The organism is Pseudomonas sp. CCI4.2 (assembly GCF_034350045.1).
Taxonomy (GTDB): Bacteria; Pseudomonadota; Gammaproteobacteria; order Pseudomonadales; family Pseudomonadaceae; genus Aquipseudomonas.
The window spans coordinates 1,537,588-1,563,220 of record NZ_CP133781.1 but is presented as its reverse complement, the minus strand read 5'-3'; the positions used below and the strand labels follow the sequence as shown (position 1 = coordinate 1,563,220).

The 25,633-nt window shown below is 53.9% G+C and carries 29 protein-coding genes; 21 read left to right on the top strand and 8 right to left on the bottom strand.

Going from position 1 to position 25,633, the window contains the following annotated elements; translation table 11 throughout:
* Positions 1-2: 2 nt before the first annotated feature.
* The 8 genes from RHM65_RS06915 to RHM65_RS06880 are packed head-to-tail and all read left to right on the top strand — an operon-like array spanning position 3 to position 6,226.
* The gene (locus tag RHM65_RS06915) at positions 3-752 is read left to right on the top strand and encodes a hypothetical protein (RefSeq protein ID WP_322184554.1); all 750 of its coding nucleotides are present in this window, start codon (positions 3-5) and stop codon (positions 750-752) included.
* A 32-nt stretch (positions 753-784) separates the two neighbouring features.
* The gene (locus RHM65_RS06910) at positions 785-1,534 is read left to right on the top strand and encodes a hypothetical protein (protein WP_322184553.1); all 750 of its coding nucleotides are present in this window, start codon (positions 785-787) and stop codon (positions 1,532-1,534) included.
* 32 nt (positions 1,535-1,566) lie between these two features.
* Entirely contained in the window at positions 1,567-2,316 is a 750-nt protein-coding gene (locus tag RHM65_RS06905) for a hypothetical protein (RefSeq protein WP_322184552.1), read from the top strand.
* A gap of 32 nt (positions 2,317-2,348) precedes the next feature.
* Positions 2,349-3,098: a hypothetical protein gene (locus tag RHM65_RS06900; protein WP_322184551.1), complete on the top strand. Its 750-nt coding sequence runs from the start codon at positions 2,349-2,351 to the stop codon at positions 3,096-3,098.
* A gap of 32 nt (positions 3,099-3,130) precedes the next feature.
* Positions 3,131-3,880 carry a hypothetical protein gene (locus RHM65_RS06895; RefSeq protein WP_322184550.1) on the top strand — a complete coding sequence of 250 codons (750 nt, stop codon included), beginning with the start codon at positions 3,131-3,133 and terminating at the stop codon, positions 3,878-3,880.
* 32 nt (positions 3,881-3,912) lie between these two features.
* A complete protein-coding gene (locus tag RHM65_RS06890) occupies positions 3,913-4,662 on the top strand; it encodes a hypothetical protein (protein WP_322184549.1) in 750 nt (249 codons plus the stop codon).
* A 32-nt stretch (positions 4,663-4,694) separates the two neighbouring features.
* Positions 4,695-5,444, top strand: a complete 750-nt coding sequence (locus RHM65_RS06885) for a hypothetical protein (protein ID WP_322184548.1) — start codon at positions 4,695-4,697, stop codon at positions 5,442-5,444.
* Positions 5,445-5,476: 32 nt separating this feature from the next.
* On the top strand, positions 5,477-6,226 hold the full coding sequence (locus RHM65_RS06880) for a hypothetical protein (RefSeq protein WP_322184547.1): 750 nt from the start codon (positions 5,477-5,479) through the stop codon (positions 6,224-6,226).
* Positions 6,227-6,463: 237 nt separating this feature from the next.
* Here RHM65_RS06880 and RHM65_RS06875 read toward each other — a convergent pair whose 3' ends face one another.
* Both RHM65_RS06875 and pyrE read right to left on the bottom strand, forming a co-directional pair.
* Positions 6,464-7,054 (bottom strand): DUF4124 domain-containing protein, encoded by a 591-nt coding sequence (locus tag RHM65_RS06875; protein WP_322166671.1) that lies wholly within the window; start codon positions 7,052-7,054, stop codon positions 6,464-6,466.
* A 13-nt stretch (positions 7,055-7,067) separates the two neighbouring features.
* Positions 7,068-7,709 carry an orotate phosphoribosyltransferase gene (pyrE, locus tag RHM65_RS06870; protein ID WP_322166672.1) on the bottom strand — a complete coding sequence of 214 codons (642 nt, stop codon included), beginning with the start codon at positions 7,707-7,709 and terminating at the stop codon, positions 7,068-7,070.
* 82 nt (positions 7,710-7,791) lie between these two features.
* Between pyrE and RHM65_RS06865 the strand changes: the two genes are divergently transcribed.
* Positions 7,792-8,571: an exodeoxyribonuclease III gene (locus RHM65_RS06865; protein ID WP_219063057.1), complete on the top strand. Its 780-nt coding sequence runs from the start codon at positions 7,792-7,794 to the stop codon at positions 8,569-8,571.
* Positions 8,572-8,679: 108 nt separating this feature from the next.
* On the opposite strand, the gene rph is transcribed toward RHM65_RS06865, so the two are convergent.
* Positions 8,680-9,402, bottom strand: coding sequence for a ribonuclease PH (rph, locus tag RHM65_RS06860; RefSeq protein ID WP_322166673.1), 723 nt, complete (start codon positions 9,400-9,402; stop codon positions 8,680-8,682).
* Positions 9,403-9,675: 273 nt separating this feature from the next.
* On the opposite strand from rph, the gene RHM65_RS06855 reads away from it, so the two are divergent.
* The 6 genes from RHM65_RS06855 to RHM65_RS06830 all read left to right on the top strand — a co-directional run bounded on the left by RHM65_RS06855 (position 9,676) and on the right by RHM65_RS06830 (position 14,998).
* Positions 9,676-10,539 (top strand): YicC/YloC family endoribonuclease, encoded by an 864-nt coding sequence (locus tag RHM65_RS06855; RefSeq protein ID WP_322166674.1) that lies wholly within the window; start codon positions 9,676-9,678, stop codon positions 10,537-10,539.
* A gap of 12 nt (positions 10,540-10,551) precedes the next feature.
* Positions 10,552-11,172, top strand: coding sequence for a guanylate kinase (gene gmk / locus RHM65_RS06850; RefSeq protein WP_322166675.1), 621 nt, complete (start codon positions 10,552-10,554; stop codon positions 11,170-11,172).
* Between the two features lie 191 nt (positions 11,173-11,363).
* The gene (rpoZ, locus tag RHM65_RS06845; protein WP_322166676.1) at positions 11,364-11,627 is read left to right on the top strand and encodes a DNA-directed RNA polymerase subunit omega; all 264 of its coding nucleotides are present in this window, start codon (positions 11,364-11,366) and stop codon (positions 11,625-11,627) included.
* Positions 11,628-11,687: 60 nt separating this feature from the next.
* Positions 11,688-13,796 (top strand): bifunctional GTP diphosphokinase/guanosine-3',5'-bis pyrophosphate 3'-pyrophosphohydrolase, encoded by a 2,109-nt coding sequence (gene spoT, locus RHM65_RS06840; RefSeq protein WP_322166677.1) that lies wholly within the window; start codon positions 11,688-11,690, stop codon positions 13,794-13,796.
* Positions 13,797-13,822: 26 nt separating this feature from the next.
* Positions 13,823-14,203: a RidA family protein gene (locus RHM65_RS06835; RefSeq protein ID WP_322166678.1), complete on the top strand. Its 381-nt coding sequence runs from the start codon at positions 13,823-13,825 to the stop codon at positions 14,201-14,203.
* A 57-nt stretch (positions 14,204-14,260) separates the two neighbouring features.
* The gene (locus RHM65_RS06830; protein WP_322184546.1) at positions 14,261-14,998 is read left to right on the top strand and encodes a hypothetical protein; all 738 of its coding nucleotides are present in this window, start codon (positions 14,261-14,263) and stop codon (positions 14,996-14,998) included.
* Positions 14,999-15,076: 78 nt separating this feature from the next.
* Here RHM65_RS06830 and RHM65_RS06825 read toward each other — a convergent pair whose 3' ends face one another.
* Positions 15,077-15,934 carry an NAD-dependent epimerase/dehydratase family protein gene (locus RHM65_RS06825; RefSeq protein WP_322184545.1) on the bottom strand — a complete coding sequence of 286 codons (858 nt, stop codon included), beginning with the start codon at positions 15,932-15,934 and terminating at the stop codon, positions 15,077-15,079.
* 223 nt (positions 15,935-16,157) lie between these two features.
* On the opposite strand from RHM65_RS06825, the gene exbB reads away from it, so the two are divergent.
* The 6 genes from exbB (at position 16,158) to RHM65_RS06795 (ending at position 22,869) form a co-directional block, all read left to right on the top strand.
* The gene (exbB, locus tag RHM65_RS06820; RefSeq protein ID WP_322184544.1) at positions 16,158-17,123 is read left to right on the top strand and encodes a tonB-system energizer ExbB; all 966 of its coding nucleotides are present in this window, start codon (positions 16,158-16,160) and stop codon (positions 17,121-17,123) included.
* 3 nt (positions 17,124-17,126) lie between these two features.
* Positions 17,127-17,555, top strand: coding sequence for a TonB system transport protein ExbD (gene exbD, locus RHM65_RS06815; RefSeq protein WP_322184543.1), 429 nt, complete (start codon positions 17,127-17,129; stop codon positions 17,553-17,555).
* Entirely contained in the window at positions 17,552-18,307 is a 756-nt protein-coding gene (locus tag RHM65_RS06810; protein WP_322184542.1) for an energy transducer TonB, read from the top strand. The genes exbD and RHM65_RS06810 overlap by 4 nt, the downstream gene beginning before the upstream one ends.
* Before the next feature lie 79 nt (positions 18,308-18,386).
* Positions 18,387-19,310: a hydrogen peroxide-inducible genes activator gene (locus RHM65_RS06805; protein ID WP_322166684.1), complete on the top strand. Its 924-nt coding sequence runs from the start codon at positions 18,387-18,389 to the stop codon at positions 19,308-19,310.
* A gap of 9 nt (positions 19,311-19,319) precedes the next feature.
* Positions 19,320-21,395, top strand: a complete 2,076-nt coding sequence (recG, locus tag RHM65_RS06800; protein WP_322166686.1) for an ATP-dependent DNA helicase RecG — start codon at positions 19,320-19,322, stop codon at positions 21,393-21,395.
* Between the two features lie 76 nt (positions 21,396-21,471).
* Positions 21,472-22,869, top strand: a complete 1,398-nt coding sequence (locus RHM65_RS06795) for an aminoacyl-tRNA deacylase and HDOD domain-containing protein (RefSeq protein WP_322166687.1) — start codon at positions 21,472-21,474, stop codon at positions 22,867-22,869.
* A gap of 289 nt (positions 22,870-23,158) precedes the next feature.
* On the opposite strand, the gene RHM65_RS06790 is transcribed toward RHM65_RS06795, so the two are convergent.
* The 4 genes from RHM65_RS06790 to RHM65_RS06775 all read right to left on the bottom strand — a co-directional run bounded on the left by RHM65_RS06790 (position 23,159) and on the right by RHM65_RS06775 (position 25,500).
* Complete coding sequence (locus RHM65_RS06790; RefSeq protein WP_322166688.1) at positions 23,159-23,536, bottom strand: helicase; 378 nt, start codon at positions 23,534-23,536, stop codon at positions 23,159-23,161.
* Positions 23,537-23,667: 131 nt separating this feature from the next.
* Positions 23,668-23,943, bottom strand: coding sequence for an HU family DNA-binding protein (locus RHM65_RS06785; protein WP_003213368.1), 276 nt, complete (start codon positions 23,941-23,943; stop codon positions 23,668-23,670).
* Positions 23,944-24,137: 194 nt separating this feature from the next.
* Positions 24,138-25,286 carry an NAD(P)/FAD-dependent oxidoreductase gene (locus RHM65_RS06780; RefSeq protein WP_322166689.1) on the bottom strand — a complete coding sequence of 383 codons (1,149 nt, stop codon included), beginning with the start codon at positions 25,284-25,286 and terminating at the stop codon, positions 24,138-24,140.
* A 46-nt stretch (positions 25,287-25,332) separates the two neighbouring features.
* Positions 25,333-25,500 (bottom strand): rubredoxin, encoded by a 168-nt coding sequence (locus RHM65_RS06775; RefSeq protein WP_297845633.1) that lies wholly within the window; start codon positions 25,498-25,500, stop codon positions 25,333-25,335.
* Positions 25,501-25,633: the final 133 nt, after the last annotated feature.

Sequence of the window (25,633 nt, the reverse complement as noted above, 5' to 3'; positions counted from 1 at the left end):
ACATGGACAATATCGAAGCAAGTCAACCTTACTTTCAAGCGGATAGTCGGACACCGCTGAATGCAATAGTTCTGTTTGGAGGGAAAGAGCTTATGGCATGGACAACCAAGGCCCTGCCGCACCCGACCCTGGCAGGTAATATAATGATGGCTGTAGTTTTCTCCTTACTCGTAGGAGTTATTCTCTACGAATACTTTACGGGCCTACCTGCGGTAACAGAATCTAGTGTGACCGACCTTGCTATTTTAGGTATATGCATATGGTTGTTTTTTTGGAAAAAAGTAGTACTTCAAAAAAACGTATATAAAATCCGCATCACAGAAGTTGGCGGTCAAGCAAATTACTGGGCGGACATCCCTGAAAACATCAATATTTTTTTCAGGTGGACGGTGGGCATAGGCATATTCCTTGTCGTTTGCCTGATCGCAGTCATGCCGTCCGGAATCTGGTTACTGGCAGGCCCCGGAGGCATGGCAATTCTAGCCTCCAAATCCCTTCTAAATTGGAAAAGAGAAATAAATTACACACAATTCAAATGGGATAGAGTGAATTGGATTGTTATTGATAGAAAACGAAAGCTCGTTGTATTTACAGCACACTGGGATCCCAGCAGGACATTTGAAGAGCAGTATGTCTGCTTTGAAGCATTTGTACCCAAAGACCAAATAGATGACTTGATCAGAATCGCTAAACTACATGCGCCAACACGCACCCATTTTGAACAGTGCCACTGGAACGGCTGTAATGAGTAACGATTATTGTCATCCCCCATTGGAAGAAAAGCATGAACACGCTTGATGAGGACAAACCCTTCTTCCAACCAGATAGCCGCTTACCCTTGAACGCCATAGAGCTATTCGGCGGGAAAGTGCTTAGAACTTGGACCACGAAGGCCCTGCCGCATCCAGTGGGGACTATCAATATAGTGATGGGCGCAGTGTGCGCCATCATCATCGGGGTGGTCTTTTACGGCTATTTTGGCGACCAGGCCGTCATAGGTGACCTCCCAGTTCTCGGTTGCGGTATTTTTGCCCTCTGCCTATGGCTGCTGTTCTGGAAAAAAGGTGCTCTGCAAAAAAACGTATATAAAGTCCGTATCACTGAAGTAGGCGGTCAAGCAAATTACTGGGCGGACATTTCTGAAAACATGAAGTTCTTTTTCAGGTGGATGGTCGGTATAAGCGTATTCCTTGTCGTTTGCATGATTGCAGTCATGCCGTCGGGAATCTGGTTACTGGCAGGCCCCGGCGGCATGGCAATTCTAGCCTCGAAATCCCTTCTAAATTGGAAAAGAGAAATAAAATACACTAGATTTACTTGGGATCAATTAGATTGGATCGTCATTGATAGAAAACGAAAGCTCGTTGTATTTACAGCGCATTGGGACCCCAGCAGAACCTTCGAAGAGCAGTATGTTTGCTTTCAAGCTTTTGTACCCAAAGACCAAATAGATGACTTGATCAGAATCGCTAAACTACATGCGCCAACATGCACCCACTTCGAACAATGTCACTGGGACGGCTGTAATGAGTAACGATTATTGTCATCCTTCATTGGAAGAAAAGCATGAACAAGCTTGATGAGGATCAGCCCTACTTTCAAGCAAGTAGTCGGATGCCGCTGAATGCAATAGTTTTGTTTCGTGGGAAAGAGCTTATGGCATGGACCACCAAAGCCCTGCCGCACCCGACCCTGGCAGGTAATATAATGATGGCTGTAGTTTTCTCCTTACTCGTAGGAGTTATTCTCTACGAATACTTTACGGGCCTACCTGCGGTAACAGAATCTAGTGTGACCGACCTTGCTATTTTAGGTATATGCATATGGTTGTTTTTTTGGAAAAAAGTAGTACTTCAAAAAAACGTATATAAAATCCGCATCACAGAAGTTGGCGGTCAAGCAAATTACTGGGCGGACATCCCTGAAAACATCAATATTTTTTTCAGGTGGACGGTGGGTATAGGCATATTCCTTGTCGTTTGCCTGATCGCAGTCATGCCGTCCGGAATCTGGCTACTGGCAGGCCCCGGAGGCATGGCAATTCTAGCCTCCAAATCCCTTCTAAATTGGAAAAGAGTAGTTCGCTACAATGACTTTGCATGGGAAAAACTTAACTGGATCGTCATCGATAGAAAACGAAAGCTCGTTGTATTTACAGCACACTGGGACCCCAGCAGGACATTTGAAGAGCAGTATGTTTGCTTTGAAGCATTTATACCCAAAGACCAAATAGATGACCTAATCAGAATCGCTAAATTTCATGCACCAACGTGCACCCACTTCGAACAATGCTACTGGGACGGCTGTAATGAGTAACGATTTTTGTCATCCCCCACTGGAAGAAAAGCATGAACACGCTTGATGAGGATAAACCCTTCTTCCAACCAGATAGCCGCTTACCCTTGAACGCCATAGAGCTATTCGGCGGGAAAGAGCTTAAAACTTGGACAACAAAAGCACTGCCGCACCCTGTAATGGCAGTTAATATTCTGATGGGTATAGTTTTCATGCTCCCCCTTGGTGTAATTATCTATGAATACCTCGCAGACCAATCAGCCTTGGGAAGTGTTCGGCATACTGATATTGCCATTGTTGGACTTTGTGTATGGTCGTTTTTTTGGAAAAAAGTTGCTCTCCAAAAAAACGTTTATAAGATGCGCATCACAGAGGTTGGCGGCCAAGCAAATTACTGGGCGGACATTCCTGAAAACATGAAGTACTTTTTCAGGTGGATGGTCGGTATAAGCATATTCCTTGTCGTTTGCCTTATCGCAGTCATGCCGTCAGGAATCTGGCTACTGGCAGGCCCCGGAGGCATGGCAATTCTAGCCTCAAAATCCCTTCTAAATTGGAAAAGAGAAATAAGATACACTAGATTTACTTGGGGCCAATTAGATTGGATCGTCATTGATAGAAAACGAAAGCTCGTCGTATTTACAGCGCATTGGGACCCCAGCAGGACCCTTGAAGAGCAGTATGTTTGCTTTCAAGCATTTGTACCCAAAGACCAAATAGATGACTTGATCAGAATCGCTAAACTACATGCGCCAACACGCACTCATTTTGAACAATGCCACTGGGACGGCTGTAATGAGTAATGGTTCTTTTCATACCGAATTGGAAGAAAAGCATGAACACGCTTGATGAGGATCAGTCCTACTTCCAACCGGATAGCAATTTACCCGACAACCCTATAGTTCTCTTTGAAGGAAAAGAGCTTAAAGTCTGGACAACAAAAGCGCTGCCGCATCCAGTGGGGACTATCAATATAGTGATGGGCGCAGTGTGCGCCATCATCATCGGAGTGGTCTTTTACGGCTATTTTGGCGACCAGGCCATCATAGGTGACCTCCCAGTTCTCGGTTGCGGTATTTTTGCCCTCTGCCTATGGCTGCTATTCTGGAAAAAAGGTGCTCTGCAAAAAAACGTATATAAAATCCGCATCACAGAGCTTGGCGGCCAAGCAAATTACTGGGCGGACATTCCTGAAAACATCAATATTTTTTTCAGGTGGACGGTGGGTATAGGCATATTCCTTGTCGTTTGCCTGATCGCAGTCATGCCGTCCGGAATCTGGCTACTGGCAGGCCCTGGCGGCATGGCAGTTCTAGCCTCCAAATCCCTTCTAAATTGGAAAAGAGTAGTTCGCTACAATGACTTTAAATGGGAAGAGCTTGACTGGGTCGTCATCGATAGAAAACGAAAGCTCGTTGTATTTACAGCACACTGGGATCCCAGCAGGACATTTGAAGAGCAGTATGTCTGCTTTGAAGCATTTGTGCCCAAAGACCAAATAGATGACTTAATCAGAATCGCTAAATTTCATGCACCAACATGTACCCACTTCGAACAATACCACTGGGATGGCTGTAATGAGTAACGATTCCGTCATCGCCCCATTGGAAGAAAAGCATGAATAAGCTTGATGAGGATCAGCCCTACTTTCAAGCAGATAGTCGGACACCACTGAATGCAATAGTTCTGTTTGGAGGGAAAGAGCTCATGGCATGGACAACCAAGGCGCTGCCGCACCCGACCTTGGCAGGTAATATAATGATGGCTGTAGTTTTCAGCTTACCCCTTGGAGTTATTGTCTACGAATACTTTACCGGCCGACCTGCGATAACAGAAGACACGCAGACCGACTCTGCTATTTTGTTCCTTTGCATATGGATATTTTTTTGGAAAAAAGTAGTTCTTCAAAAAAACGTTTATAAGATGCGCATCACAGAGGTTGGCGGGCAAGCAAATTATTGGGCGGACATTCCTGAAAACATAAATATTTTTTTCAGGTGGACGGTGGGTATAGGCATATTCCTTGTCGTTTGCCTGATCGCAGTCATGCCGTCCGGAATCTGGCTACTGGCAGGCCCCGGCGGCATGGCAATACTAGCCTCCAAATCCCTTCTAAATTGGAAAAGAGAAATAAATTACACACAATTCAAATGGGATAGAGTGAATTGGATTGTTATTGATAGAAAACGAAAGCTCGTTGTATTTACAGCACATTGGGATCCCAGCAGGACATTTGAAGAGCAGTATGTTTGCTTTGAAGCATTTGTACCCAAAGACCAAATAGATGACTTAGTCAGAATCGCTAAATTTCATGCACCAACATGCACCCACTTCGAACAATGTCACTGGGACGGCTGTAATGAGTAACGATTATTGTCATCCCCCATTGGGAGAAAAGCATGAATAAGCTTGATGAGGATCAGCCCTACTTTCAAGCAGATAGTCGGACACCACTGAATGCAATAGTTCTGTTTGGAGGGAAAGAGCTCATGGCATGGACAACCAAGGCGCTGCCGCACCCGACCTTGGCAGGTAATATAATGATGGCTGTAGTTTTCAGCTTACCCCTTGGAGTTATTGTCTACGAATACTTTACCGGCCGACCTGCGATAACAGAAGACACGCAGACCGACTCTGCTATTTTGTTCCTTTGCATATGGATATTTTTTTGGAAAAAAGTAGTTCTTCAAAAAAACGTTTATAAGATGCGCATCACAGAGGTTGGCGGGCAAGCAAATTATTGGGCGGACATCCCTGAAAACATCAATATCTTTTTCAGGTGGACGGTGGGCATAGGCATATTCCTTGTCGTTTGCCTGATTGCAGTCATGCCGTCCGGAATCTGGCTACTGGCAGGCCCCGGAGGCATGGCAATTCTAGCCTCGAAATCCCTTCTAAATTGGAAAAGAGAAATAAAATACACTAGATTTACTTGGGACCAATTAGATTGGATAGTCATTGATAGAAAACGAAAACTCGTCGTATTTACAGCGCATTGGGACCCCAGCAGGACCTTCGAAGAGCAGTATGTTTGGTTTCAAGCATTTGTACCCAAAGACCAAATAGATGACTTGATCAGAATCGCTAAACTACATGCGCCAACACGCACTCATTTTGAACAGTGCCACTGGGATGGCTGTAATGAGTAATGGTTCTTGTCATACCAAATTGGAAGAAAAGCATGAACACGCTTGATGAGGATCAGTCCTACTTCCAACCGGATAGCAATTTACCCGACAACCCTATAGTTCTCTTTGAAGGAAAAGAGCTTAAAGTCTGGACAACAAAAGCGCTGCCGCACCCGACCCTGGCAGGCAATATAATGATGGCTGTAGTTTTCAGCTTACCCCTTGGAGTTATTGTCTACGAATACTTTACCGGCCGACCTGCGATAACAGAAGACACGCAGACCGACTCTGCTATTTTCTTCCTTTGCATATGGATATTTTTTTGGAAAAAAATAGTTCTTCAAAAAAACGTTTATAAGATGCGCATCACAGAGGTTGGCGGTCAAGCAAATTACTGGGCGGACATCCCTGAAAACATCAATATTTTTTTCAGGTGGACGGTGGGTATAGGCATATTCCTTGTCGTTTGCCTGATCGCAGTCATGCCGTCCGGAATCTGGCTACTGGCAGGCCCCGGAGGCATGGCAATTCTAGCCTCCAATTCCCTTCTAAATTGGAAAAGAGTAGTTCGCTACAATGACTTTACATGGGAAAAACTTAACTGGATCGTCATCGATAGAAAACGAAAGCTCGTTGTATTTACAGCACACTGGGATCCCAGCAGGACATTTGAAGAGCAGTATGTCTGCTTTGAAGCATTTGTGCCCAAAGACCAAATAGATGACTTAATCAGAATCGCTAAATTTCATGCACCAACATGTACCCACTTCGAACAATGCCACTGGGATGGCTGTAATGAATAGCTATCTTTTTATCAAGCGAAACGTTACTGCCTTAAATACACGCTAACTAATGTAGGAGCGCGCTTGCCCGCGATGGAGCGCGAAGCGGTCCCCATAGACAGACTTGGTTTCAACTGAAAGAACTGATTGGCTGGTTTTACGACTGCTGCGCAGACGATCGCGGGCAAGCGCGCTCCTACGACGGTTACGTGTTGCTCATGCGGGTGGTGGCTTATCCAATAACCGCAGCAATGGTTATCACGGCACTAACTTCTGCACCCGTACCCGGTCCCCCGCAAAGCTGGCGTCCACCTGTTTACGTGAGTCCTGATACCGCACAATCTCAGCCTTGAGGTTGTTCTGGTCGTCTCGCAAACTGTTCATTTGATCGACTAACGCTTGCGGCACAACGCGGCCCGCTCGTTCCTGGTCCGCCGCTTGGCTTTGCAGGTTGCTTTGCTGTGCGCTCAGGTTTTGCAGATTGCCTTGGGCGACGGCGACCAGTGCGTCGACCTCTGCCAACTTGCGGGCTTTGGCGCGGTCGACGTCGGCGACGCTGCTGTAGAGGTGCAGCAACTGAGCATCGGAATCGGCTTGGGCTTTATCGGCTCGCTGGTGGACTAATTCGTCTGCGCTCGGGGCGGGGGGCACCACTTGCATGACTCGCCCGCGCTCGTTGAGCACTTGATAGCCTTTGCCCACGTACTCGGGTGGAACGCCTTGGCGATCAAGGACTACCCCGCCTTTGCTGTCGATGTAGCGATAGAACAAGATCTGAGGCTTTTCTGCTGCCTGCCCAGCTACAACGTACAACGCCAGAACTAATCCGCACACGCTCAGCTTGGGCATATAAACACTGTCCTTAGATTCCGTACTGCTCGCGATAGGCCTCAACCGCCGGCAAATGCTGCTTAAGCTGTACATCATCGGCCAAATATTGAAGAACTTGATTCAGCGACACGATGCTGACGACTGGAATACCAAAGTCGCGTTCGACTTCCTGAATGGCCGACAACGCACCGTTGCCCCGTTCCTGGCGGTTTAATGCGATCAGTACACCGGCGGCCGTAGCGTTTTGGTCTTTGATGATCTGCATGACTTCGCGGATGGCAGTACCGGCGGTGATCACGTCATCGATTATCAGCACATTGCCGGTGAGTGGCGCGCCGACCAAGCTTCCGCCTTCGCCGTGGGCCTTGGCTTCTTTACGGTTGAAACACCACGGCAGATCGAGCTGGTGATGTTCAGCCAACGCCACGGCTGTGGCGGCGGCCAGAGGAATTCCTTTGTACGCCGGGCCGAACAGAACATCGAAAGAAATACCACTGTCGACCACTGCTGCGGCATAGAAACGGCCTAGCTGCGCCAGAGCAGAACCGCTATTGAACAGCCCCGCATTGAAGAAATACGGACTGATGCGCCCGGACTTAAGCGTGAATTCACCGAAGCGCAGAACCCCACGATCGATGGCAAAACGGATGAAGTCGCGTTGATACTCATGCATGAAAAAAGCCCCAAATACCACGGATTTAGCTAATTAGGTAGAGCTCGGGTATCATACACGCACGTGATTTTTGGGGCCATTTATGCGGATCATCAGTGTGAACGTAAATGGCATTCAGGCCGCAGTCGAGCGTGGTTTGCTCAGTTGGCTGCAAGCTCAGAATGCCGACGTCATCTGCCTACAGGACACCCGCGCCTCCGCCTTTGAACTGGACGACCCAGCCTTCCAACTGGATGGCTATTTCCTTTATGCCTGCGAAGCTGAAGTTCCTGCCCAAGGTGGCGTGGCGCTTTACTCGCGGTTGCAACCGAAAGCGGTAATCAGCGGGCTCGGCTTCGAAACAGCCGACCGTTACGGGCGTTACCTGCAAGCAGATTTCGACAAAGTCAGTATTGCGACCTTGCTGCTTCCTTCCGGGATGAACGGTGATGAAGACTTGAATCAAAAATTCAAGCTCATGGACGACTTCGCTCGCTACCTGGACAAACAACGACGCAAACGCCGTGAGTACATCTACTGTGGCTCGTTGTACGTTGCGCAGCAGAAGCTTGATATCAAGAACTGGCGCGACAGTCAGCAATCTCCAGGTTTCCTTGCGCCAGAACGCGCCTGGATGGACGAGATTGTCGGCACCATGGGTTATGTCGATGCACTGCGTGAAGTCAGTCGCGAAGGTGATCAGTACAGCTGGTGGCCGGATAACGAACAGGCTGAAATGCTCAACCTCGGTTGGCGTTTCGATTACCAGTTGCTGACCCCAGGCCTGCGCCGCTTCGTACGCAGCGCTCGCTTACCGCGCCAGCCTCGCTTCTCGCAGCATGCTCCATTGATCGTGGATTACGACTGGACGTTGACCATTTAACGTTCCGTCGCCCACAAAAAAGCCGACTTCGTGTCGGCTTTTTTGTGGGCGAGAACACTGTATCAATTGCCCTGTAGGAGCCAACACGTTGGCTCCTACAGGGGCGGATCAGTCAGCCAGTGCTGCGCGCTGCAATTCAAACAGTTCAGTCATGCCTTTATTCGCCAAGGCGAGCATGGCGTTCAGCTCTTCAGGCTGGAACGGTGCGCCTTCAGCGGTGCCTTGGACTTCGATGAAGCCGCCAGTGCTGGTCATCACGACGTTGAGGTCGGTCTCAGCAGCAGAGTCTTCCAGGTAGTCGAGGTCGAGAACTGGTTCGCCCTGATACATGCCTACTGATACAGCAGCAATCATCTGCTTGAGTGGGTCGCCGCCTTTGAGGCCGCCACGCTTTTTGATCACTTTCAAGGCATCGACCAGCGCGACCATGGCGCCGGTGATGGAGGCAGTACGTGTGCCGCCGTCAGCCTGAATCACATCGCAATCGACATACAAGGTGACGTCGCCCAGCTTGGACATGTCCAGCGCCGCACGAAGGGATCTGCCAATCAGACGCTGGATTTCCAGGGTACGCCCGCCTTGCTTGCCACGGCTCGCTTCACGCTGGTTGCGTTCGCCAGTGGCGCGCGGCAGCATGCCGTACTCAGCCGTCAGCCAACCTTGACCCTGACCTTTAAGGAAACGCGGCACACCGTTTTCGACGCTGACTGTGCAGATCACTTTGGTGTCACCGAACTCGACCAAAACAGAGCCCTCGGCGTGCTTGGTGTAGTTGCGGGTGATGCGGATCGAGCGGAGCTGATCGGCAGCGCGGCCACTTGGACGTTTCATTTGGAATACCTGTACTGAGACGGAAATCTGCCGAGCATTATAGTGATCACAACCCGGTGTGGGCAGCTCTAAAAAGCTACCGGTCCGATTCTCACCCGCTTGCGGACGCAGAATCAGCGCTACGCAGCACTTTGTCACCGCGCCAATTTGGGCGCATCCACTGCACTGCGCTACAATCGCGCGCCTTCAAAGCCTGTCGGCTATTTATGACATTCATTGGGCAATTCATCGCCCACGGCAGTTTTCTTCCGCTCCTATCAAGAGGTCGTTTCCATGGTGCACAGCATGACAGCCTTCGCCCGAGTCGAAAGGGCTGGCGCCCAAGGCACCCTGAGCTGGGAATTGCGCTCGGTGAATCACCGTTATTTAGAACCGCATCTGCGTTTGCCGGAGTCGTTTCGTGATCTCGAAGGCGCCGTGCGCGAAGCTCTGCGTCAAGGCTTGTCGCGGGGCAAGGTTGAATGCACGCTGCGCTTCACCGAAGAAACTGCTGGCAAACCGTTGCAAGTCGACCGTGAGCGCGCCGCGCAATTGGTCGCCGCTGCCGAAGTGGTCGCTAGCCTGATCCAGCAACCCGCGCCATTGAATCCGCTGGAGGTGCTGGCCTGGCCTGGGGTTTTAGTGGCAGATGCCAGCGACCCACAAGCGCTGAACAACGACGCAATGGCCCTGTTCAACGAAGCCTTAACCGAGTTAAAAGCCGGTCGAGGCCGTGAAGGCGCCGACTTGGCTAAACTTCTCGACGAACGGTTAGACTCCATCGTTGAAGAGGTCGCCACCCTGCGTGTCTTGGTTCCGCAAATGCTCGCAACCCAACGTCAGAAAGTAATGGATCGCTTTACCGACATGAAGGCGGAACTCGACCCTCAACGCCTAGAGCAGGAGATGGTGCTGCTCGCGCAAAAAAGCGATGTGGCCGAGGAGTTGGATCGCCTCGCCACGCACGTCACTGAAGTACGCCGCGTCTTGAAGACGGGTGGACAAGCCGGCCGGCGCTTGGACTTCCTGATGCAGGAACTCAATCGCGAAGCCAATACATTAGGCTCCAAAGCCTTCGACCCGCGTAGCACTCAGGCAGCGGTCAACCTCAAAGTGTTGATCGAGCAGATGCGTGAACAAGTGCAGAATATTGAGTAAGGCAACCCCGACATGACCCACAGCACCGGCACCCTTTATATCGTTTCTGCACCTTCTGGCGCGGGCAAAACCAGCCTGGTCAAAGCCCTGATCGACGCTCAGCCGCAGATTCGCGTTTCTGTATCGCACACCACGCGGGCCATGCGCCCCGGTGAAATCAACGACGTGAACTATCACTTCGTGGACCGAGCCGAATTCGTGCGGATGATCGAACACGGCGATTTTCTCGAACAAGCCGAAGTGTTCGGCAACCTGTATGGCACGTCGCAAAGCCGCTTGCAGCAGACGCTGGATGAAGGACACGACCTGATTCTTGAAATCGACTGGCAGGGCGCGGACCAAGTGCGCAAGTTGATGCCCGATGCCCGTTCGATTTTCATTTTGCCGCCGACTCAACAAGCGCTGCGCCAGCGCCTGACCAACCGAGGCCAAGACAGCGACGAGATCATCGAAGGGCGCATGCGTGAAGCCGTGAGTGAAATGAGTCATTACGTGGAATACGATTTCATCGTGATCAACGACGATTTCGCCACAGCACTCGAAGACCTAAAAGCGATTTTCCGCGCCAATCAGTTGCACCAAAAACCGCAACAGCAGCGTTTTAGCGAATTGCTCGCCCAATTATTGGCCTGAGTTGGAAGGTTCAAGCGGTAAGCTGCAAGCCTCAAATTGCGCGCGTTTCAGGCGCTTTTACTTGCCGCCTGCCGCCTAAAACTAACGGCTGATGAATTTCCCCTTCCCTAAACGCTGGTGTTTTTTTAAACTATCGAGTCCGCTCGCCCATCCGGGCACCGCGCATACTGCATTTGCTACGAGGAATACCCATGGCCCGCGTGACCGTTGAAGACTGCCTAGACCACGTCGTTAACCGCTTTGAACTGGTCATGCTCTCTACCAAGCGTGCCCGTCAGCTGGCTACCGGTGGTAAAGAACCTAAGCTGCCTTGGGAAAACGACAAGCCTACCGTTATGGCGCTGCGTGAAATCGCGGCCGGCCTGATGAGCTACGCTGTTATCGCTGAAGCCGAAATCGTTGAAGATGAGCCATTGTTCGCGGCCTTCGAGGACGAGTCCAACGAGGCCGTTTAAGCCTATGCCCGGTCGACGTAGTACGGCAAAGGGTCAATGCACTCAGCGAGGGGTATTCCCTTGCCGAGCATAGACGCCCTCGCCGATCGTCTGTCGACCTACCTCGGCAAAGACCAGGTCAACCTGGTCCGCCGAGCGTATTTCTACGCCGAACAAGCCCACGACGGCCAACGCCGCCGCAGCGGCGAAGCTTACGTTACGCACCCTTTAGCGGTCGCGAATATTCTTGCCGACATGCATATGGACCATCAGAGCCTGATGGCGGCCATGCTGCATGACGTAATCGAAGACACCGGTATCGCCAAAGAAGCGCTCTGTGCGCAATTCGGTGAGACCGTGGCCGAACTGGTCGATGGCGTCAGCAAGCTGACCCAGATGAACTTCGAAACCAAAGCCGAAGCCCAAGCCGAAAATTTCCAGAAAATGGCCATGGCCATGGCCCGCGATATTCGGGTGATCTTGGTCAAGCTGGCTGATCGGCTGCACAACATGCGCACGCTCGAAGTCCTGTCCGGCGAAAAACGTCGGCGGATTGCTAAAGAAACGCTGGAAATCTACGCTCCCATCGCCAATCGGCTGGGCATGCACAGCATCCGTATCGAGTTCGAAGACCTTGGTTTCAAGGCGATGTACCCGATGCGTTCGTCGCGTATTGGCCAAGCGGTCAAGCGAGCACGGGGCAACCGCAAAGAACTGGTCAACAAGATCGAAGAATCCCTGAGCCATTGCCTGGCCGTGGACGGTATCGAAGGCGAGGTCAGCGGCCGGCAGAAGCACCTGTACGGCATCTACAAGAAGATGCGCGGCAAACGCCGGGCCTTCAACGAAATCATGGACGTTTACGCGTTCAGGGTCATCGTCGATAAGGTCGACACCTGTTACCGCGTGCTTGGCGCTGTGCACAATTTGTACAAGCCGCTGCCCGGCCGCTTCAAAGATTACATCGCGATCCCCAAAGCCAACGGCTACCAATCGCTGCACACCACGCTGTTCGGCATGCATGGCGTTCCCATCGAAATCCAGATCCGCACCCGCGAAATGGAAGAGATGGCGAATAACGGGATTGCCGCGCACTGGTTGTACAAATCCACGGGCGATGAGCTGCCGATAAGCACCCATGCCCGCGCCCGCCAGTGGGTCAAAGGCGTGCTGGAGATGCAGCAGCGCGCCGGTAATTCGCTGGAATTCATCGAAAGCGTGAAGATTGACCTGTTCCCGGACGAGGTTTACGTCTTTACGCCTAAAGGCCGGATCATGGAGCTGCCGAAAGGCTCGACGGCGGTGGACTTTGCTTACGCGGTGCACACCGATGTCGGCAACAGCTGCATTGCGTGTCGGATCAATCGTCGCCTGGCACCGCTCTCCGAGCCGTTGCAAAGTGGCTCGACGGTTGAAATTGTCAGCGCGCCCGGCGCACGCCCAAATCCGGCGTGGCTGAACTTTGTGGTTACCGGCAAAGCCCGCACACACATTCGCCACGCCCTTAAGCTTCAACGTCGATCCGAGTCCATCAGCCTGGGCGAGCGCCTGCTGAACAAGGTGCTCAACGGGTTCGACAGCACCCTGGAAAAAATTCCGGAAGAGCGCGTGCAGTTGATCCTGACCGAGTACCGAGTGGAGGTTATTGAAGACCTGCTCGAAGACATCGGCCTGGGCAATCGCATGGCGTATGTCGTTGCCCGCCGCCTGCTGACCAGCGACGCCGAGCAACTGCCAAGCTCCGAGGGCCCGCTGGCTATTCGCGGCACCGAAGGCTTGGTGCTCAGTTACGCCAAGTGCTGCACGCCGATTCCGGGCGACCCGATTGTCGGCCATTTATCTGCGGGCAAAGGCATGGTGGTGCACTTGGACAACTGCCGCAATATCAGCGAACTCCGGCACAATCCGGAAAAATGCATCCAGCTGTCTTGGGCCAAAGACGTTACCGGCGAATTCAACGTCGAGTTGCGGGTCGAGCTGGAACACCAACGCGGCCTCATCGCGTTGTTGGCGAGCAGCGTGAACGCCGCCGACGGCAATATCGAAAAAATCAGCATGGACGAACGCGATGGCCGCATCAGCGTGGTCCAATTGGTAGTCAGCGTGCACGACCGTGTGCACCTGGCCCGCGTGATCAGAAAACTACGCGCACTGACCGGGGTGATTCGCATCACCCGCATGCGCGCGTAGCCAAACATTATCCTCAGGAGTTCTTCATGACCAAGACAGTTATCACCAGCGATAAAGCACCTGCAGCCATCGGCACGTATTCTCAGGCGATTAAAGCTGGCAACACCGTCTATATGTCCGGGCAGATCCCACTGGACCCGAAAACCATGGAATTGGTAGAAGGCTTTGAAGCTCAAACGGTTCAGGTCTTCGAAAACCTGAAAGCCGTTGCCGAAGCCGCTGGTGGTTCGTTCAAAGACATCGTCAAACTCAACATCTTCCTGACCGACCTGACCCACTTCGCCAAGGTCAACGAGATCATGGGCAAGTACTTCGATCAACCTTATCCGGCTCGTGCCGCGATTGGTGTTGCTGCGCTGCCAAAAGGCTCGCTGGTCGAAATGGACGCCATTCTCGTCATCGAATAAATCTCCCTGGGCGAACCGTTAATCGTTTCGCCCTCCCCCCTCAAAGGAAGGACCGCCATGCGCTTTGCGCTTGCCCTCTCGCTGCTTGCCGCGTTGTTAAGCGGCTGTGCCAGCAACTCCGACCGTAACCCGGACGGTATCTGGATCAATCAAACCGCAATCGATGCTGCTGTAAAAGGCGGTAACCTGCGTCAGGCGCTTCTCGCTAACGGGCCGAATCTGGAGTGGAATGTCAATTCGAAAGCTGGCCAAGCCTCGTTCTCAAATGGTTTTGAGCTCAGTGAAGGCAAGATCACCAGTGCAGCCGACGGCAAATATCACGTCGATTTCTACGGCAACTTCTTCGAAGACTTGAAGATCAAAGGGGACGATCTGATCCAGGCCGCCAGCGAGTCTGGCCCAGAGCAACGCTTCCAACAGCCAAAAGATCCGGCACCTGTAGATGCACCGCCAGGCAGCAGCTTTGAAAAAGCGCTGTATAGCGCGTACATGGGTGGTAAATGGAAGATCGTCGATGGCGTGGGCGCCGGGAACATCGTGCAATTCCACCCTGACGGCAGCGTCGATGGCTTGCCTGACGACGACCGTTACGCACTGTGCCTGGCTGGCGATTGCGCAGCCATGAGCGGTGAAAACGACAGCCTTTGGCTAGAGAAGAACAAACAGGGCAACGCTTGGATATTCGTCCGCAAAGGCGATCAGCTGGAAATACTGCAAGCAGTAAACCAGGCGAGCACGGATGAAATGCCAGACCTGCATCCCGGCCCGCGTCGCTGGTTGCTTGAGCGCGACTAACGCGCAATCCAACCCCCTTGTTGGCGAAAGACTTGACGCGGTTACACCCGATACACCGCCTCGCCAACAAGTTGGCTCCTACAGATTTCCCTCAAGAATCGCGGCGTACCCTTCTCGATAACTGGCATAGCGTGGCACCCAGCCCAAGGCACGGGCTTTGGCGTTGCTGCACTGCTTGCTACCGGTGCGGCGCACGCTCGCTTCGGCCGACCACTCGGTAACGCCCAAGTACTCACGCAGCCACGCCACAACTTCAGCCAACGGTGCAGGCGCATCGTCGACGCCTATGTAGCAATCATCCAACGCCACCCCGCGAGCGTCTGCTTGTAGCAAGTACGCCAACAAGCCTGCAGCATCGTCTACGTGAATGCGGTTGCCATATAAAGGCGGCTCGGTAACCACGCGATAACCCTGACGCACTTGGGTTAATAACCACTCGCGCCCCGGCCCGTAAATTCCGGTCAACCTCACCACGCTGGCGGGAATACCGCTACCCAGCGCAAGCTGCTCGGCCTGCTGCATCAGCCGCCCTGAATAACCCACCGCTTGGGTGGGCGACAATTCATCGACCCATTCGCCGTGCTGCTGCCCGTAAACGCTGCTGCTGGACACGAACAGCAAACGTTTTGGTTGTTGTCCATTTTGCTTGAGCCAGCTCAACACATGGCTCAACCCATCCACATAAGCTGCTTGATAGCCCGCTTCGTCATGATCAGTCGCGGATGCGCTATAGACCAAATAATCGAGCGGCGACGTTGGCCAATCACCAGGACATCGCGAATCGAATAAATCGCCCGCTACGCCTATAACGCCGGTTGGTAATTGCGAAACAGACCGGCGCAGACCGTAAACCGTCCAATCATAGGCGAGTAGCTGGTTGGCCAAACGGCTTCCAACGTCACCACAGCCAGCAATCAAAACAGAAGGGGGAAACATCGCAAAGCTCCAGGATAAGCGTGCGGTAACAGCACGGTAGATGACTCAAAACAGTCGCAAAACTCAGACCATTTGTTGCGACTAATAGAAAAAAGATTATGAGTTACTTTTGTTAACAAGAACTATTTGCAATAATACCGGCCTGTTTGTTCTCCTCTCTCGGCCTTGTGTCCAGCCCAGGCGCAGAGCATACGCCCCTCTTTTCTTCTCAGGTCCGGCCAGCATGACACGTATTCAACGCTCCGCTTCGCCAACCAAGCTTGCCAGCCTGCCGCGCGCATGGCGCGGCATTGCTGTCCTATTGCTTAGCTTGCTAATTGCCCCAGCCGCGTTCGCCGACGAGCCGGCATCCGCTGCGACACCCGCTGCGCACGCAGCCGCTACCGCGACGGTTCGTGCAGTGGCACCCGTCCAACAGGCCGCGAGCGATCTACCTGCTCAAGCCCTAGATGCAACCCCGGCCGTGGTGGACAACAGCCTCGGTATGGCCAACGACTTGTCGCCCTGGGGCATGTACCAACACGCTGACATCATCGTAAAGCTCGTTCTGATCGGTCTAGCTATCGCTTCGGTCATCACTTGGACCATCTGGATTGCCAAAGGATTTGAACTGCTAGGCGCCAAACGTCGCTTACGCGTTGAAATCACTACGCTGAAAAAAGCCCGCACCCTTAAAGAAGCCAGTGAAGGCGCAAACAAAGAAGGCACTCTGGCCCATTTACTGGTCCACGACGCCCTTGAAGAAATGCGCCTTTCCGCCAACAGCCGCGAACGCGAAGGCATCAAGGAACGCGTCAGTTTCCGTCTTGAGCGTTTGGTGGCTGCCTGTGGTCGCAACATGAGCAATGGCACCGGCGTACTCGCCACCATTGGCTCCACTGCACCGTTTGTGGGTCTGTTCGGTACCGTGTGGGGCATCATGAACAGCTTCATCGGTATCGCCAGGACACAAACCACCAACCTTGCTGTTGTCGCGCCCGGCATTGCTGAAGCCCTGCTGGCAACCGCCTTGGGCCTGGTTGCGGCCATTCCTGCGGTCGTGATCTACAACGTATTCGCCCGCTCTATCGCGGGGTACAAAGCGCAGGTTTCCGATGCCTCTGCCCAGGTCCTGCTGCTGGTCAGCCGAGACCTTGACCACCTGCCGGCGGAGCGCAGCCAGCAGCCGCACGTGGTGAGGGTGGGGTAAGTAATGGGCCTGCATCTGAACGAAAGCGGCGGCGATGATATCGTCGAGAATCACGAAATCAACGTCACGCCCTTTATCGACGTCATGTTGGTGTTGTTGATCATCTTTATGGTGGCGGCACCGTTGGCGACAGTCGATATCAAAGTCGACCTGCCTGCTTCGACGTCCAAACCAGCACCCCGGCCGGAAAAACCGCTGTTCCTCAGCGTCAAAGCCGATCAGAGCCTGTTTTTGGGCGAAGACAAGATCAGCCGTGAGCAGCTTGGCCAGGTGCTCGACGCCAAGACCAAGGGCAAAAAGGACACCACGATTTTCTTCCAGGCCGACAAAAGCGTGGATTACGGCGATCTGATGGATGTCATGAACGCGCTACGTGGCGCGGGTTACCTGAAGGTCGGCCTTGTAGGTCTTGAGACGGTTGGTAAGAAATGATGACTTTGCGCCAAAAACTGACGCGCTATAGCGGCAGTCTGTTGTTGGTGCTCGCCGTTCACGCCGTCGCGATTATTGTCGCGCTGCGCTGGTCGGCACCGCAGGTCATCGAATTACCGCCAGCCGCGATGCTCGTCGAGCTGGCGCCGATGCCTGCGCCCCCAACACCACCGCCACCTAACGTCGTGCAACCGCCGCAGCCTCCGGCCCCGGTTGAGGAAATGCCGTTGCCGAAACTGGCCGAAGCTGAAAAGCCGGAAATTGCCATTCCAAAAGCGGTCAAGCCCAAGGCAAAACCTCAACCGCCCAAAGTGCAGAAAAAGCCCGAACCGCCGCAAGAAAAACCTGCAGATCCAAAACCTGTTGATACACCGCCGGTCGCTTCGCAGCCGGTCAAATCGGACGCTCCCCCGCAGCAACCGAACCCGCCCTCGGACAGCAATGCAAAACGTTCGTGGCAAAGTGATCTTCAGAACCATTTGGGCAAATATCAGAAATACCCGGAAGATGCTCGTCGTCGCAATATTGCTGGCTCCACGCGCCTTAACTTTGAAGTAGATGCCGAGGGCAAAGTCATTTCGGTCTCAATCGCTCAGTCATCCGGCAACGCTTCGCTGGACCGGGCGACCCTGGAAATGATCCGTCGAGCCCAACCGCTGCCCAAACCACCCGCTGAAATCTTGAGAAATGGTTCGATTGAGGTCAATGCGCCCTTCAACTATTCCCTGAAGGACGCAAAATCGCGCTTTTGATCGACATGAGGTCAGTTGATAACGTGCGTCTATCGATTGCAGCCGCTATGCTGGGCTCGCAACCTAATGGACGCACGCTATGACCCTTACAGAACTTCGCTACATCGTTACCCTCGCTCAAGAACAACATTTCGGCCACGCAGCCGAGCGTTGCCACGTCAGCCAGCCGACGTTATCGGTGGGCGTGAAGAAACTTGAAGATGAACTTGGTGTGCTGATTTTCGAGCGCAGCAAGAGCGCTGTCCGCTTAACGCCCGTTGGCGAAGGCATCGTCGCTCAGGCGCAGAAAGTGCTTGAACAGGCTCAAGGCATCCGAGAATTGGCGCAGGCCGGAAAGAATCAGCTGGTTGCGCCGCTCAAAGTCGGGGCGATCTACACCGTCGGTCCGTATTTGTTCCCGCACTTGATTCCACAACTGCACCGGGTCGCCCCGCAGATGCCGCTGTACATCGAAGAAAACTTCACCCACGTGCTGCGCGACAAACTGCGCAACGGTGAACTTGACGCGATCATCATCGCGTTGCCGTTCAACGAAGCAGACGTACTGACCTTGCCGTTGTACGACGAACCGTTTTATGTGCTGATGCCGGCCAATCACCCATGGACCAAGAAAGAAACCATTGATGCTTCGGCGCTGAACGACAAAAGCCTATTGCTGCTCGGCGAAGGTCATTGCTTCCGTGACCAGGTGCTGGAAGCCTGCCCGACGCTGGTCAAAGGCAGCGAAGGCGCGCGACACACCACCGTCGAATCCAGTTCTCTGGAAACCATTCGGCACATGGTTGCGTCGGGCCTGGGCATTTCGATTCTGCCGATGTCGGCGGTCGACAGCCACCACTACGCACCCGGCATCATTGAAGTTCGTCCCCTGACGCCTCCAGTGCCGTTCCGTACAGTGGCGATTGCCTGGCGTGCCAGTTTCCCTCGGCCTAAAGCGATCGAGATCCTCGCGGATTCCGTGCGTTTGTGTTCCGTGGCTCGCCCGAAAGTTGAAGCGAGCTAAGTCGCAATCATGAGCGAGCTGTCAAAGGTCTCCGTTACGGCGCTTAAGGGCGTCGGCGAGGCCATGGCTGAAAAGCTGAGCAAGGTCGGCCTGGAAAACCTTCAGGACGTCTTGTTCCATCTGCCGTTGCGTTATCAAGACAGAACCCGTGTCGTGCCCATTGGCCAATTGCGTCCGGGACAAGACGCGGTGATCGAAGGCGTGGTGAGCGGGGCCGATGTGGTGATGGGCAAGCGGCGTAGCCTGTTGGTGCGACTTGGCGATGGTAGCGGGGTACTTAGCCTGCGCTTCTACCATTTCAGCAACGCGCAAAAAGACGGTATGAAACGCGGCACCCACTTGCGTTGCTTCGGTGAAGCCCGGCCCGGTGCATCAGGCTTGGAGATCTACCACCCGGAATACCGTGCGCTGACTGGCAATGAACAACTTGCGGTTGAGCAGACCCTCACCCCGATTTATCCAAGCACCGAGGGCCTGACCCAGCAGCGGCTACGCCAGCTGTGCCAGCAAAGCCTTGCCCTGCTCGGCCCGAAAAGTCTGCCCGATTGGCTGCCTGAAGAGCTGGCACGCGACTACAAGCTCGCCCCCCTCGACGAGGCCATTCGTTATTTGCATCACCCGCCAGCCGATGCCGACCTCGAAGAGCTCGCGCTCGGCCATCATTGGGCTCAACACCGCCTGGCGTTTGAAGAGCTGTTGACTCATCAGCTCTCGCAGCAACGTCTTCGTGAAAGCCTTCGCTCGCAACGCGCGCCGGTCTTGCCTGTCGCGACACGACTCCCTGCGCAATTTCTCGCCAACCTCGGTTTCGCCCCCACCGGCGCGCAACAACGGGTGGGCAAGGAAGTGGCCTACGACCTCAGCCAGCCGGAGCCGATGCTGCGCTTGATTCAGGGCGACGTAGGCGCGGGCAAGACCGTGGTGGCCGCCTTGGCCGCCTTGCAGGCGCTTGAAGCCGGGTATCAAGTCGCACTGATGGCACCCACCGAAATCCTTGCCGAACAGCACTATGTCAATTTCAAGCGCTGGCTTGAGCCGCTAGGCATTGAGGTCGCCTGGCTCGCCGGTAAGCTCAAAGGCAAAGCACGGGTCGCTGCGCTGGAGCAAATTGCCACCGGTACGCCAATGGTCGTCGGCACCCATGCGCTGTTTCAGGACGAGGTTCAGTTCAAGAACCTGGCCTTGGTGGTTATCGATGAACAACATCGCTTTGGCGTTCAACAACGCTTGGCCCTGCGCAAAAAAGGCGTCGGCGGATTAATGTGTCCGCACCAGTTGATCATGACCGCGACGCCCATTCCGCGCACCTTGGCCATGAGCGCCTATGCGGACCTCGACACCTCAATCCTTGACGAGCTTCCGCCCGGCCGAACGCCGGTTAATACCGTGCTGGTGGTTGATACACGCCGTGTCGAAGTGGTTGAGCGCGTTCGTGCGGCCTGCGCCGAAGGACGCCAAGCTTATTGGGTGTGTACGCTAATTGAAGAGTCCGAGGAACTGACCTGTCAGGCCGCAGAAACCTCGTTTCAAGAACTGACCAGCGCATTGGGTGAGCTGCGCGTGGGCCTGATCCACGGCCGCATGAAGCCTGCGGAAAAGGCGGCGGTCATGGCCGAATTCAAACAAGGCGCTCTACAGCTGCTGGTTGCGACCACGGTGATCGAAGTTGGCGTCGATGTGCCGAACGCCAGCCTGATGATTATCGAAAACCCCGAACGACTCGGCTTGGCACAATTGCACCAACTGCGCGGGCGTGTTGGTCGAGGCACAGCGGCAAGTCACTGCGTGCTGCTCTATCATCCGCCACTGTCGCAAATAGGTCGGCAGCGCCTTGGCATCATGCGCGAGACGAATGATGGTTTCATCATCGCTGAAAAAGATTTAGAACTTCGCGGTCCAGGCGAGATGCTCGGAACGCGACAGACGGGCTTGTTGCAATTCAAAGTCGCAGACCTGATGCGTGACGCCGATCTACTGCCCGCCGTTCGTGATGCCGCGCAAGCGTTGTTAGAACGCTGGCCAAACCATGTAAGCCCGCTGTTGGATCGCTGGTTGCGTCATGGTCAGCAATACGGACAAGTGTAAGAGTCTCAGCCGATAACAATGCAGAAATAATCAAGCTGGTTATACTCCTTCGACTGTAAGAATTTGGACACAGACCATGACAGAAGCTGCCTTCGCCGATGCAATTCCGCTCGCCCCCTCTGTCATCCGGTTATTGCTTGGCAAACTTGCCATCAGTTACCGCGAAGTCATGGACGACAATAGCCTTTCTGCGTCTAGAAAACTTCAAGCGGTATTAGTCGACGATGCGGTGGGTGCACTCTTGGTGTTATTCCCACAGAACCATTTGCTCGACCTCAATCGCTTGGCAGAGTTAACCGGGCGAAAGCTCACTGCCGTGCCTGAAGAGCGTCTAGTGCGCTTGCTCGGCAAAAGCACCCGCAGCCTGCTGCCCGGCCTGCCAGGCCTGAACGGTTTGCCGTGCCTGTATGAAGAACGTTTGCTGCAAGAATCGACGTTGCTGATCAATTCTGGCGAACCGGGTGTATTCCTGGAAATTTCCAGCGACGACTTCAAGGGCATGGTGAGCAAAGCCAGCGCAGCGAATTTCGGCGAGCCACTGAGCACGATCCGCCCGAACCTTGATCGCCCGGACGATGACCGAGAGGAAATCATCCAAGCGATGCATGCGTTTACCGCGCGCCGTATCCAGCAGCGTCTGGAAGCCACGCTGGAAATACCGCCACTGGCGGAGACCGCACAAAAAATCATCAAATTGCGTGTCGATCCGAACGCCACCATCGATGACATTACCGGTGTGGTTGAGACCGACCCAGCGCTGGCCGCCCAGGTGGTCAGTTGGGCGGCGTCACCTTATTACGCTTCCCCCGGAAAAATACGCTCAGTGGAAGATGCCATCGTCCGCGTATTGGGCTTTGATCTGGTGATCAATCTGGCGCTGGGCCTGGCCTTGGGTAAAACCTTGAGCTTGCCCAAAGATCACCCGCAACAGACTACGCCGTACTGGCAACAGTCGATTTACACCGCCGCCGTCATCGAAGGTCTGACCCGCGCCATGCCGCGCGCTCAGCGCCCGGAAGCGGGCCTGACGTATTTGGCGGGGCTGTTGCACAACTTTGGTTATCTGCTGCTGGCTCACGTGTTCCCGCCGCACTTTTCGCTGATCTGCCGTCATCTGGAAGTCAATCCACACCTGTGCCACAGCTACGTCGAACAGCACCTGCTCGGCATCAGCCGCGAACAGATTGGTGCCTGGTTGATGCGCTATTGGGACATGCCTGAAGAATTGGCAACGGCATTGCGCTTCCAGCACGACCCAACTTACGCAGGCGCTCACAGCGAGTACGCGAATTTGGTGTGCCTGACAGTGCGTTTGCTGCGCAAACACGGCATCGGCTCGGGTCCGGTGGAAAGCATTCCGGATGAGCTGTTTGCACGCTTGGGCCTGTCACGGGAAAAAGCCGAAGAGTCAGTGCGCAAAGTCCTGGAAGCCGAAGTCCTGCTGCGCGAGCTGGCGTCGCAGTTCAACCAGTAACAGCGCAGGAAATTAATCCATTAATTGTAGGGGCTGCCGGGCTGCGATAAGGCTTTTCAGTGCCTACTCTTTTATGTCTGCCCAAGCCTCTGTGGCTTACCAACGACAGCGTCAATGCTGGCGACCCTGGTTTCAGGTCGAAATCAGCGGCGCTGATTACGGGCCTCTTCGCAGGCAAGCCTGCTCCCACCGTATTTACGGCTGCTTGCTATCAACCGTGGTATTGAAATCCCAGAGCCGTTCCCGCTTCGCAGTCTTCGGCCGCTCCTACAATTGCCTGTGTTCGCTGCTAAACGGTCTTTTTCTTTGGCTTCAAATACTTGGTCAAACCCTGGAACCAGATAACCAATCCCGGGTTGCCCTTGATCAGAATGTCTTTGTCCTGAATGCCCTGCATAAACGCCAACTGCTTGTTCTTGGCCTGCATCGTTGCGAAGCCGAATGCCGCATCCTTGAAAGAAATCGCGAACGCAGGCTCATCCACTGCCCCTGGCTTACTGACTAGGCGCTGCCCGCTGACGACGAAATGCCGAGCAACCTTACCGTCGAATGTTTGCAACTGAAAAATCAGCTCTTTATCGGCCAGTTGACTCTGGAAAGCCGGGTTATTGCGACTGGCTTTGGCCATCAAATAGCCAAGCATCCATAAAAGAAAACGAAATTTCATTGCACCGCCTCACAGAAAGCCGCTTAAGTCAAAGCGGCCAGCGCCGCAGTGTACGCAAAAAAAAGGGCACCCGACCGAGTCGGCGTGCCCATTTTTGCTGCTGTACGCCTCCCGCTGAGGCGATTGGCAGATTAAGGATTAACGCTGTCTTTCAAGGATTTCCCAGGCTTGAAAGCCACGGTGTTGCTCGCCTTGATTTTGACTGGTTCACCGGTCTGCGGATTTTTGCCGGTACGGGCCCCACGATGTCGTTGCAGGAAAGTACCGAAGCCGACCAGCGTAACGCTGTCTTTTCGGTGCAAGGCACCGGTGATTTCTTCAAGAACAGCGTTAAGAACGCGATTCGCTTGTTCCTTGGTGAGATCTGCCTTTTCAGCAATGGCGGCTGCGAGTTCTGGTTTACGCATATAAAGCCTCTTTGACGGTTTGGATTTTTGTTGTTATGTCCGTGCCGTTCTTCCCGAACGGCGACCAAAGTGCCGCAACTGCTCTACGTTGCGGCAGACGGGAATGAGGATGGCATGCCGCTGATACCTGCGCCACCCTGGGCGGGACGTTTATCGCGCCAAAAACGTGGCTTATCCGACAGAACGACCGGTATTTATGCCAATAGCGGTGGTAGCACTTTATTAAATGCCAATTTCTCCATTACAGCAGTGCCCGTTAGTGCATAACCGAGCAACTTGCCGTCAACGTCATGGCACAGCGCTTTAATATCGGCGCCCTGCCCTTCAACCGTCCAGACGCCTTCTATACCGCGTGGAGGAGGTGAAACCACCAGCGGACATACCGGCGTTTTTACGGTAATAGGCATCGGACCATAGTTAACCGCGGTCGGGTTGCCGGACAGCGTTTGCGCCAGTGCTCGCGCGCAAGTCATCAGCGGCATGACGTACAGCAGATTCAGACCATCAACTTGGGCGCAGTCGCCCAGCGCATAAATATTGGCATGGGACGTTTTCAGGTAGCGATCAACCGTCACCCCGCGATCGGTCTGTAAGCCAGCGGCGGCCGCCAAGTCCACTCGCGGACGCAAACCGATAGCCGAAACCACGACATCACACGGCAGCACTTCACCGTTCGACAAATGCGCCTCAAGCCCTTGTTCGGTCCGTAACAGACGCGCCAGCACCGGGCCGAGGTGGAAGCGAGCCCCCAAACCTTCCAGCCCCGCTTGCACGGCAGCGGCGGCGGCCGGGTGGAGCAAGGTCGGCATGACCTGCTCGCACGGCGCCACCAGATCAACTTCATAACCTCCAACAATCAGATCATTGGCAAATTCACAGCCAATCAGCCCGGCGCCCAAAATCACCACCCGACGCTTGCCCGCTGCCGCCGTGCGAAAACGCGCGTAGTCCTCCAGATCATTGATCGGAAAAACCAAGTCATTGGCGTCCCCTTCAAGGGGAACCCGAACAGTTTCAGCGCCCCAGGCCAGGATGAGATCGCGGTAATACACCGCTTCCTCGCCTATCCACAGCCGTTGGTGGCCAGGGTCAATGCCGCTCACACAGGTGTGGGTTCGCACTTCGGCCTTCAATTGCTCAGCCATCGCACCGGGCTCAGCCATGCTCAGGCCATCAGCCTCTTTGTTTTTGCCAAAGCCGGTGGAGAGCATCGGTTTAGAGTAAGAACGCCCGTCATCCGCAGAAATGAGCAGCAGCGGCGTGTCGCTATCCAGTTTGCGAAACTCCCTGGCCAGGTTGTAGCCCGCCAAGCCAGTGCCGACGATCACGACAGGTGCGTTCATTACGTTTTCCCGATTGAAACTCAGTTAAAGAGAAATGGAACAGCGATCAACCGATTTCGATCATTTCGAAATCCATTTTGCCAACGCCGCAGTCCGGGCACAGCCAATCTGCCGGCACGTCCTGCCACAAAGTGCCCGGTGCGATCCCGTCATCCGGCCAGCCATCGGCTTCGTTATAGATCAAGCCACAAACAATGCATTGCCACTTCTTCATCGTAAATTCTCTCGGTTTTCAGGCTGTCATGGCCTAGGCGGTCGATGGGTACAGCGATTGCCGCCAAGCTCAGGGCGTTTTGTACTGATCGATGCGTTCAGATGCAAGCGGGATCGACGTAAACGGGTTGCGC

Bases quoted from the DNA above. Each gene is read 5' to 3' on its own strand.
- RHM65_RS06875 (WP_322166671.1), bottom strand. From the start codon at position 7,054: ATGCCCAAGCTGAGCGTGTGCGGATTAGTTCTGGCGTTGTACGTTGTA.
- RHM65_RS06810 (WP_322184542.1), top strand. From the start codon at position 17,552: ATGATGACTTTGCGCCAAAAACTGACGCGCTATAGCGGCAGTCTGTTG.
- RHM65_RS06795 (WP_322166687.1), top strand. From the start codon at position 21,472: ATGACAGAAGCTGCCTTCGCCGATGCAATTCCGCTCGCCCCCTCTGTC.
- RHM65_RS06910 (WP_322184553.1), top strand. From the start codon at position 785: ATGAACACGCTTGATGAGGACAAACCCTTCTTCCAACCAGATAGCCGC.
- RHM65_RS06785 (WP_003213368.1), bottom strand. From the start codon at position 23,943: ATGCGTAAACCAGAACTCGCAGCCGCCATTGCTGAAAAGGCAGATCTC.
- exbB (WP_322184544.1), top strand. From the start codon at position 16,158: ATGACACGTATTCAACGCTCCGCTTCGCCAACCAAGCTTGCCAGCCTG.
- recG (WP_322166686.1), top strand. From the start codon at position 19,320: ATGAGCGAGCTGTCAAAGGTCTCCGTTACGGCGCTTAAGGGCGTCGGC.
- rpoZ (WP_322166676.1), top strand. From the start codon at position 11,364: ATGGCCCGCGTGACCGTTGAAGACTGCCTAGACCACGTCGTTAACCGC.
- RHM65_RS06880 (WP_322184547.1), top strand. From the start codon at position 5,477: ATGAACACGCTTGATGAGGATCAGTCCTACTTCCAACCGGATAGCAAT.
- RHM65_RS06895 (WP_322184550.1), top strand. From the start codon at position 3,131: ATGAACACGCTTGATGAGGATCAGTCCTACTTCCAACCGGATAGCAAT.
- RHM65_RS06780 (WP_322166689.1), bottom strand. From the start codon at position 25,286: ATGAACGCACCTGTCGTGATCGTCGGCACTGGCTTGGCGGGCTACAAC.
- RHM65_RS06825 (WP_322184545.1), bottom strand. From the start codon at position 15,934: ATGTTTCCCCCTTCTGTTTTGATTGCTGGCTGTGGTGACGTTGGAAGC.
- gmk (WP_322166675.1), top strand. From the start codon at position 10,552: ATGACCCACAGCACCGGCACCCTTTATATCGTTTCTGCACCTTCTGGC.
- RHM65_RS06855 (WP_322166674.1), top strand. From the start codon at position 9,676: ATGGTGCACAGCATGACAGCCTTCGCCCGAGTCGAAAGGGCTGGCGCC.
- RHM65_RS06790 (WP_322166688.1), bottom strand. From the start codon at position 23,536: ATGAAATTTCGTTTTCTTTTATGGATGCTTGGCTATTTGATGGCCAAA.
- RHM65_RS06865 (WP_219063057.1), top strand. From the start codon at position 7,792: ATGCGGATCATCAGTGTGAACGTAAATGGCATTCAGGCCGCAGTCGAG.
- rph (WP_322166673.1), bottom strand. From the start codon at position 9,402: ATGAAACGTCCAAGTGGCCGCGCTGCCGATCAGCTCCGCTCGATCCGC.
- RHM65_RS06835 (WP_322166678.1), top strand. From the start codon at position 13,823: ATGACCAAGACAGTTATCACCAGCGATAAAGCACCTGCAGCCATCGGC.
- RHM65_RS06775 (WP_297845633.1), bottom strand. From the start codon at position 25,500: ATGAAGAAGTGGCAATGCATTGTTTGTGGCTTGATCTATAACGAAGCC.
- RHM65_RS06885 (WP_322184548.1), top strand. From the start codon at position 4,695: ATGAATAAGCTTGATGAGGATCAGCCCTACTTTCAAGCAGATAGTCGG.
- RHM65_RS06915 (WP_322184554.1), top strand. From the start codon at position 3: ATGGACAATATCGAAGCAAGTCAACCTTACTTTCAAGCGGATAGTCGG.
- pyrE (WP_322166672.1), bottom strand. From the start codon at position 7,709: ATGCATGAGTATCAACGCGACTTCATCCGTTTTGCCATCGATCGTGGG.
- RHM65_RS06900 (WP_322184551.1), top strand. From the start codon at position 2,349: ATGAACACGCTTGATGAGGATAAACCCTTCTTCCAACCAGATAGCCGC.
- RHM65_RS06805 (WP_322166684.1), top strand. From the start codon at position 18,387: ATGACCCTTACAGAACTTCGCTACATCGTTACCCTCGCTCAAGAACAA.
- RHM65_RS06905 (WP_322184552.1), top strand. From the start codon at position 1,567: ATGAACAAGCTTGATGAGGATCAGCCCTACTTTCAAGCAAGTAGTCGG.
- RHM65_RS06830 (WP_322184546.1), top strand. From the start codon at position 14,261: ATGCGCTTTGCGCTTGCCCTCTCGCTGCTTGCCGCGTTGTTAAGCGGC.
- exbD (WP_322184543.1), top strand. From the start codon at position 17,127: ATGGGCCTGCATCTGAACGAAAGCGGCGGCGATGATATCGTCGAGAAT.
- RHM65_RS06890 (WP_322184549.1), top strand. From the start codon at position 3,913: ATGAATAAGCTTGATGAGGATCAGCCCTACTTTCAAGCAGATAGTCGG.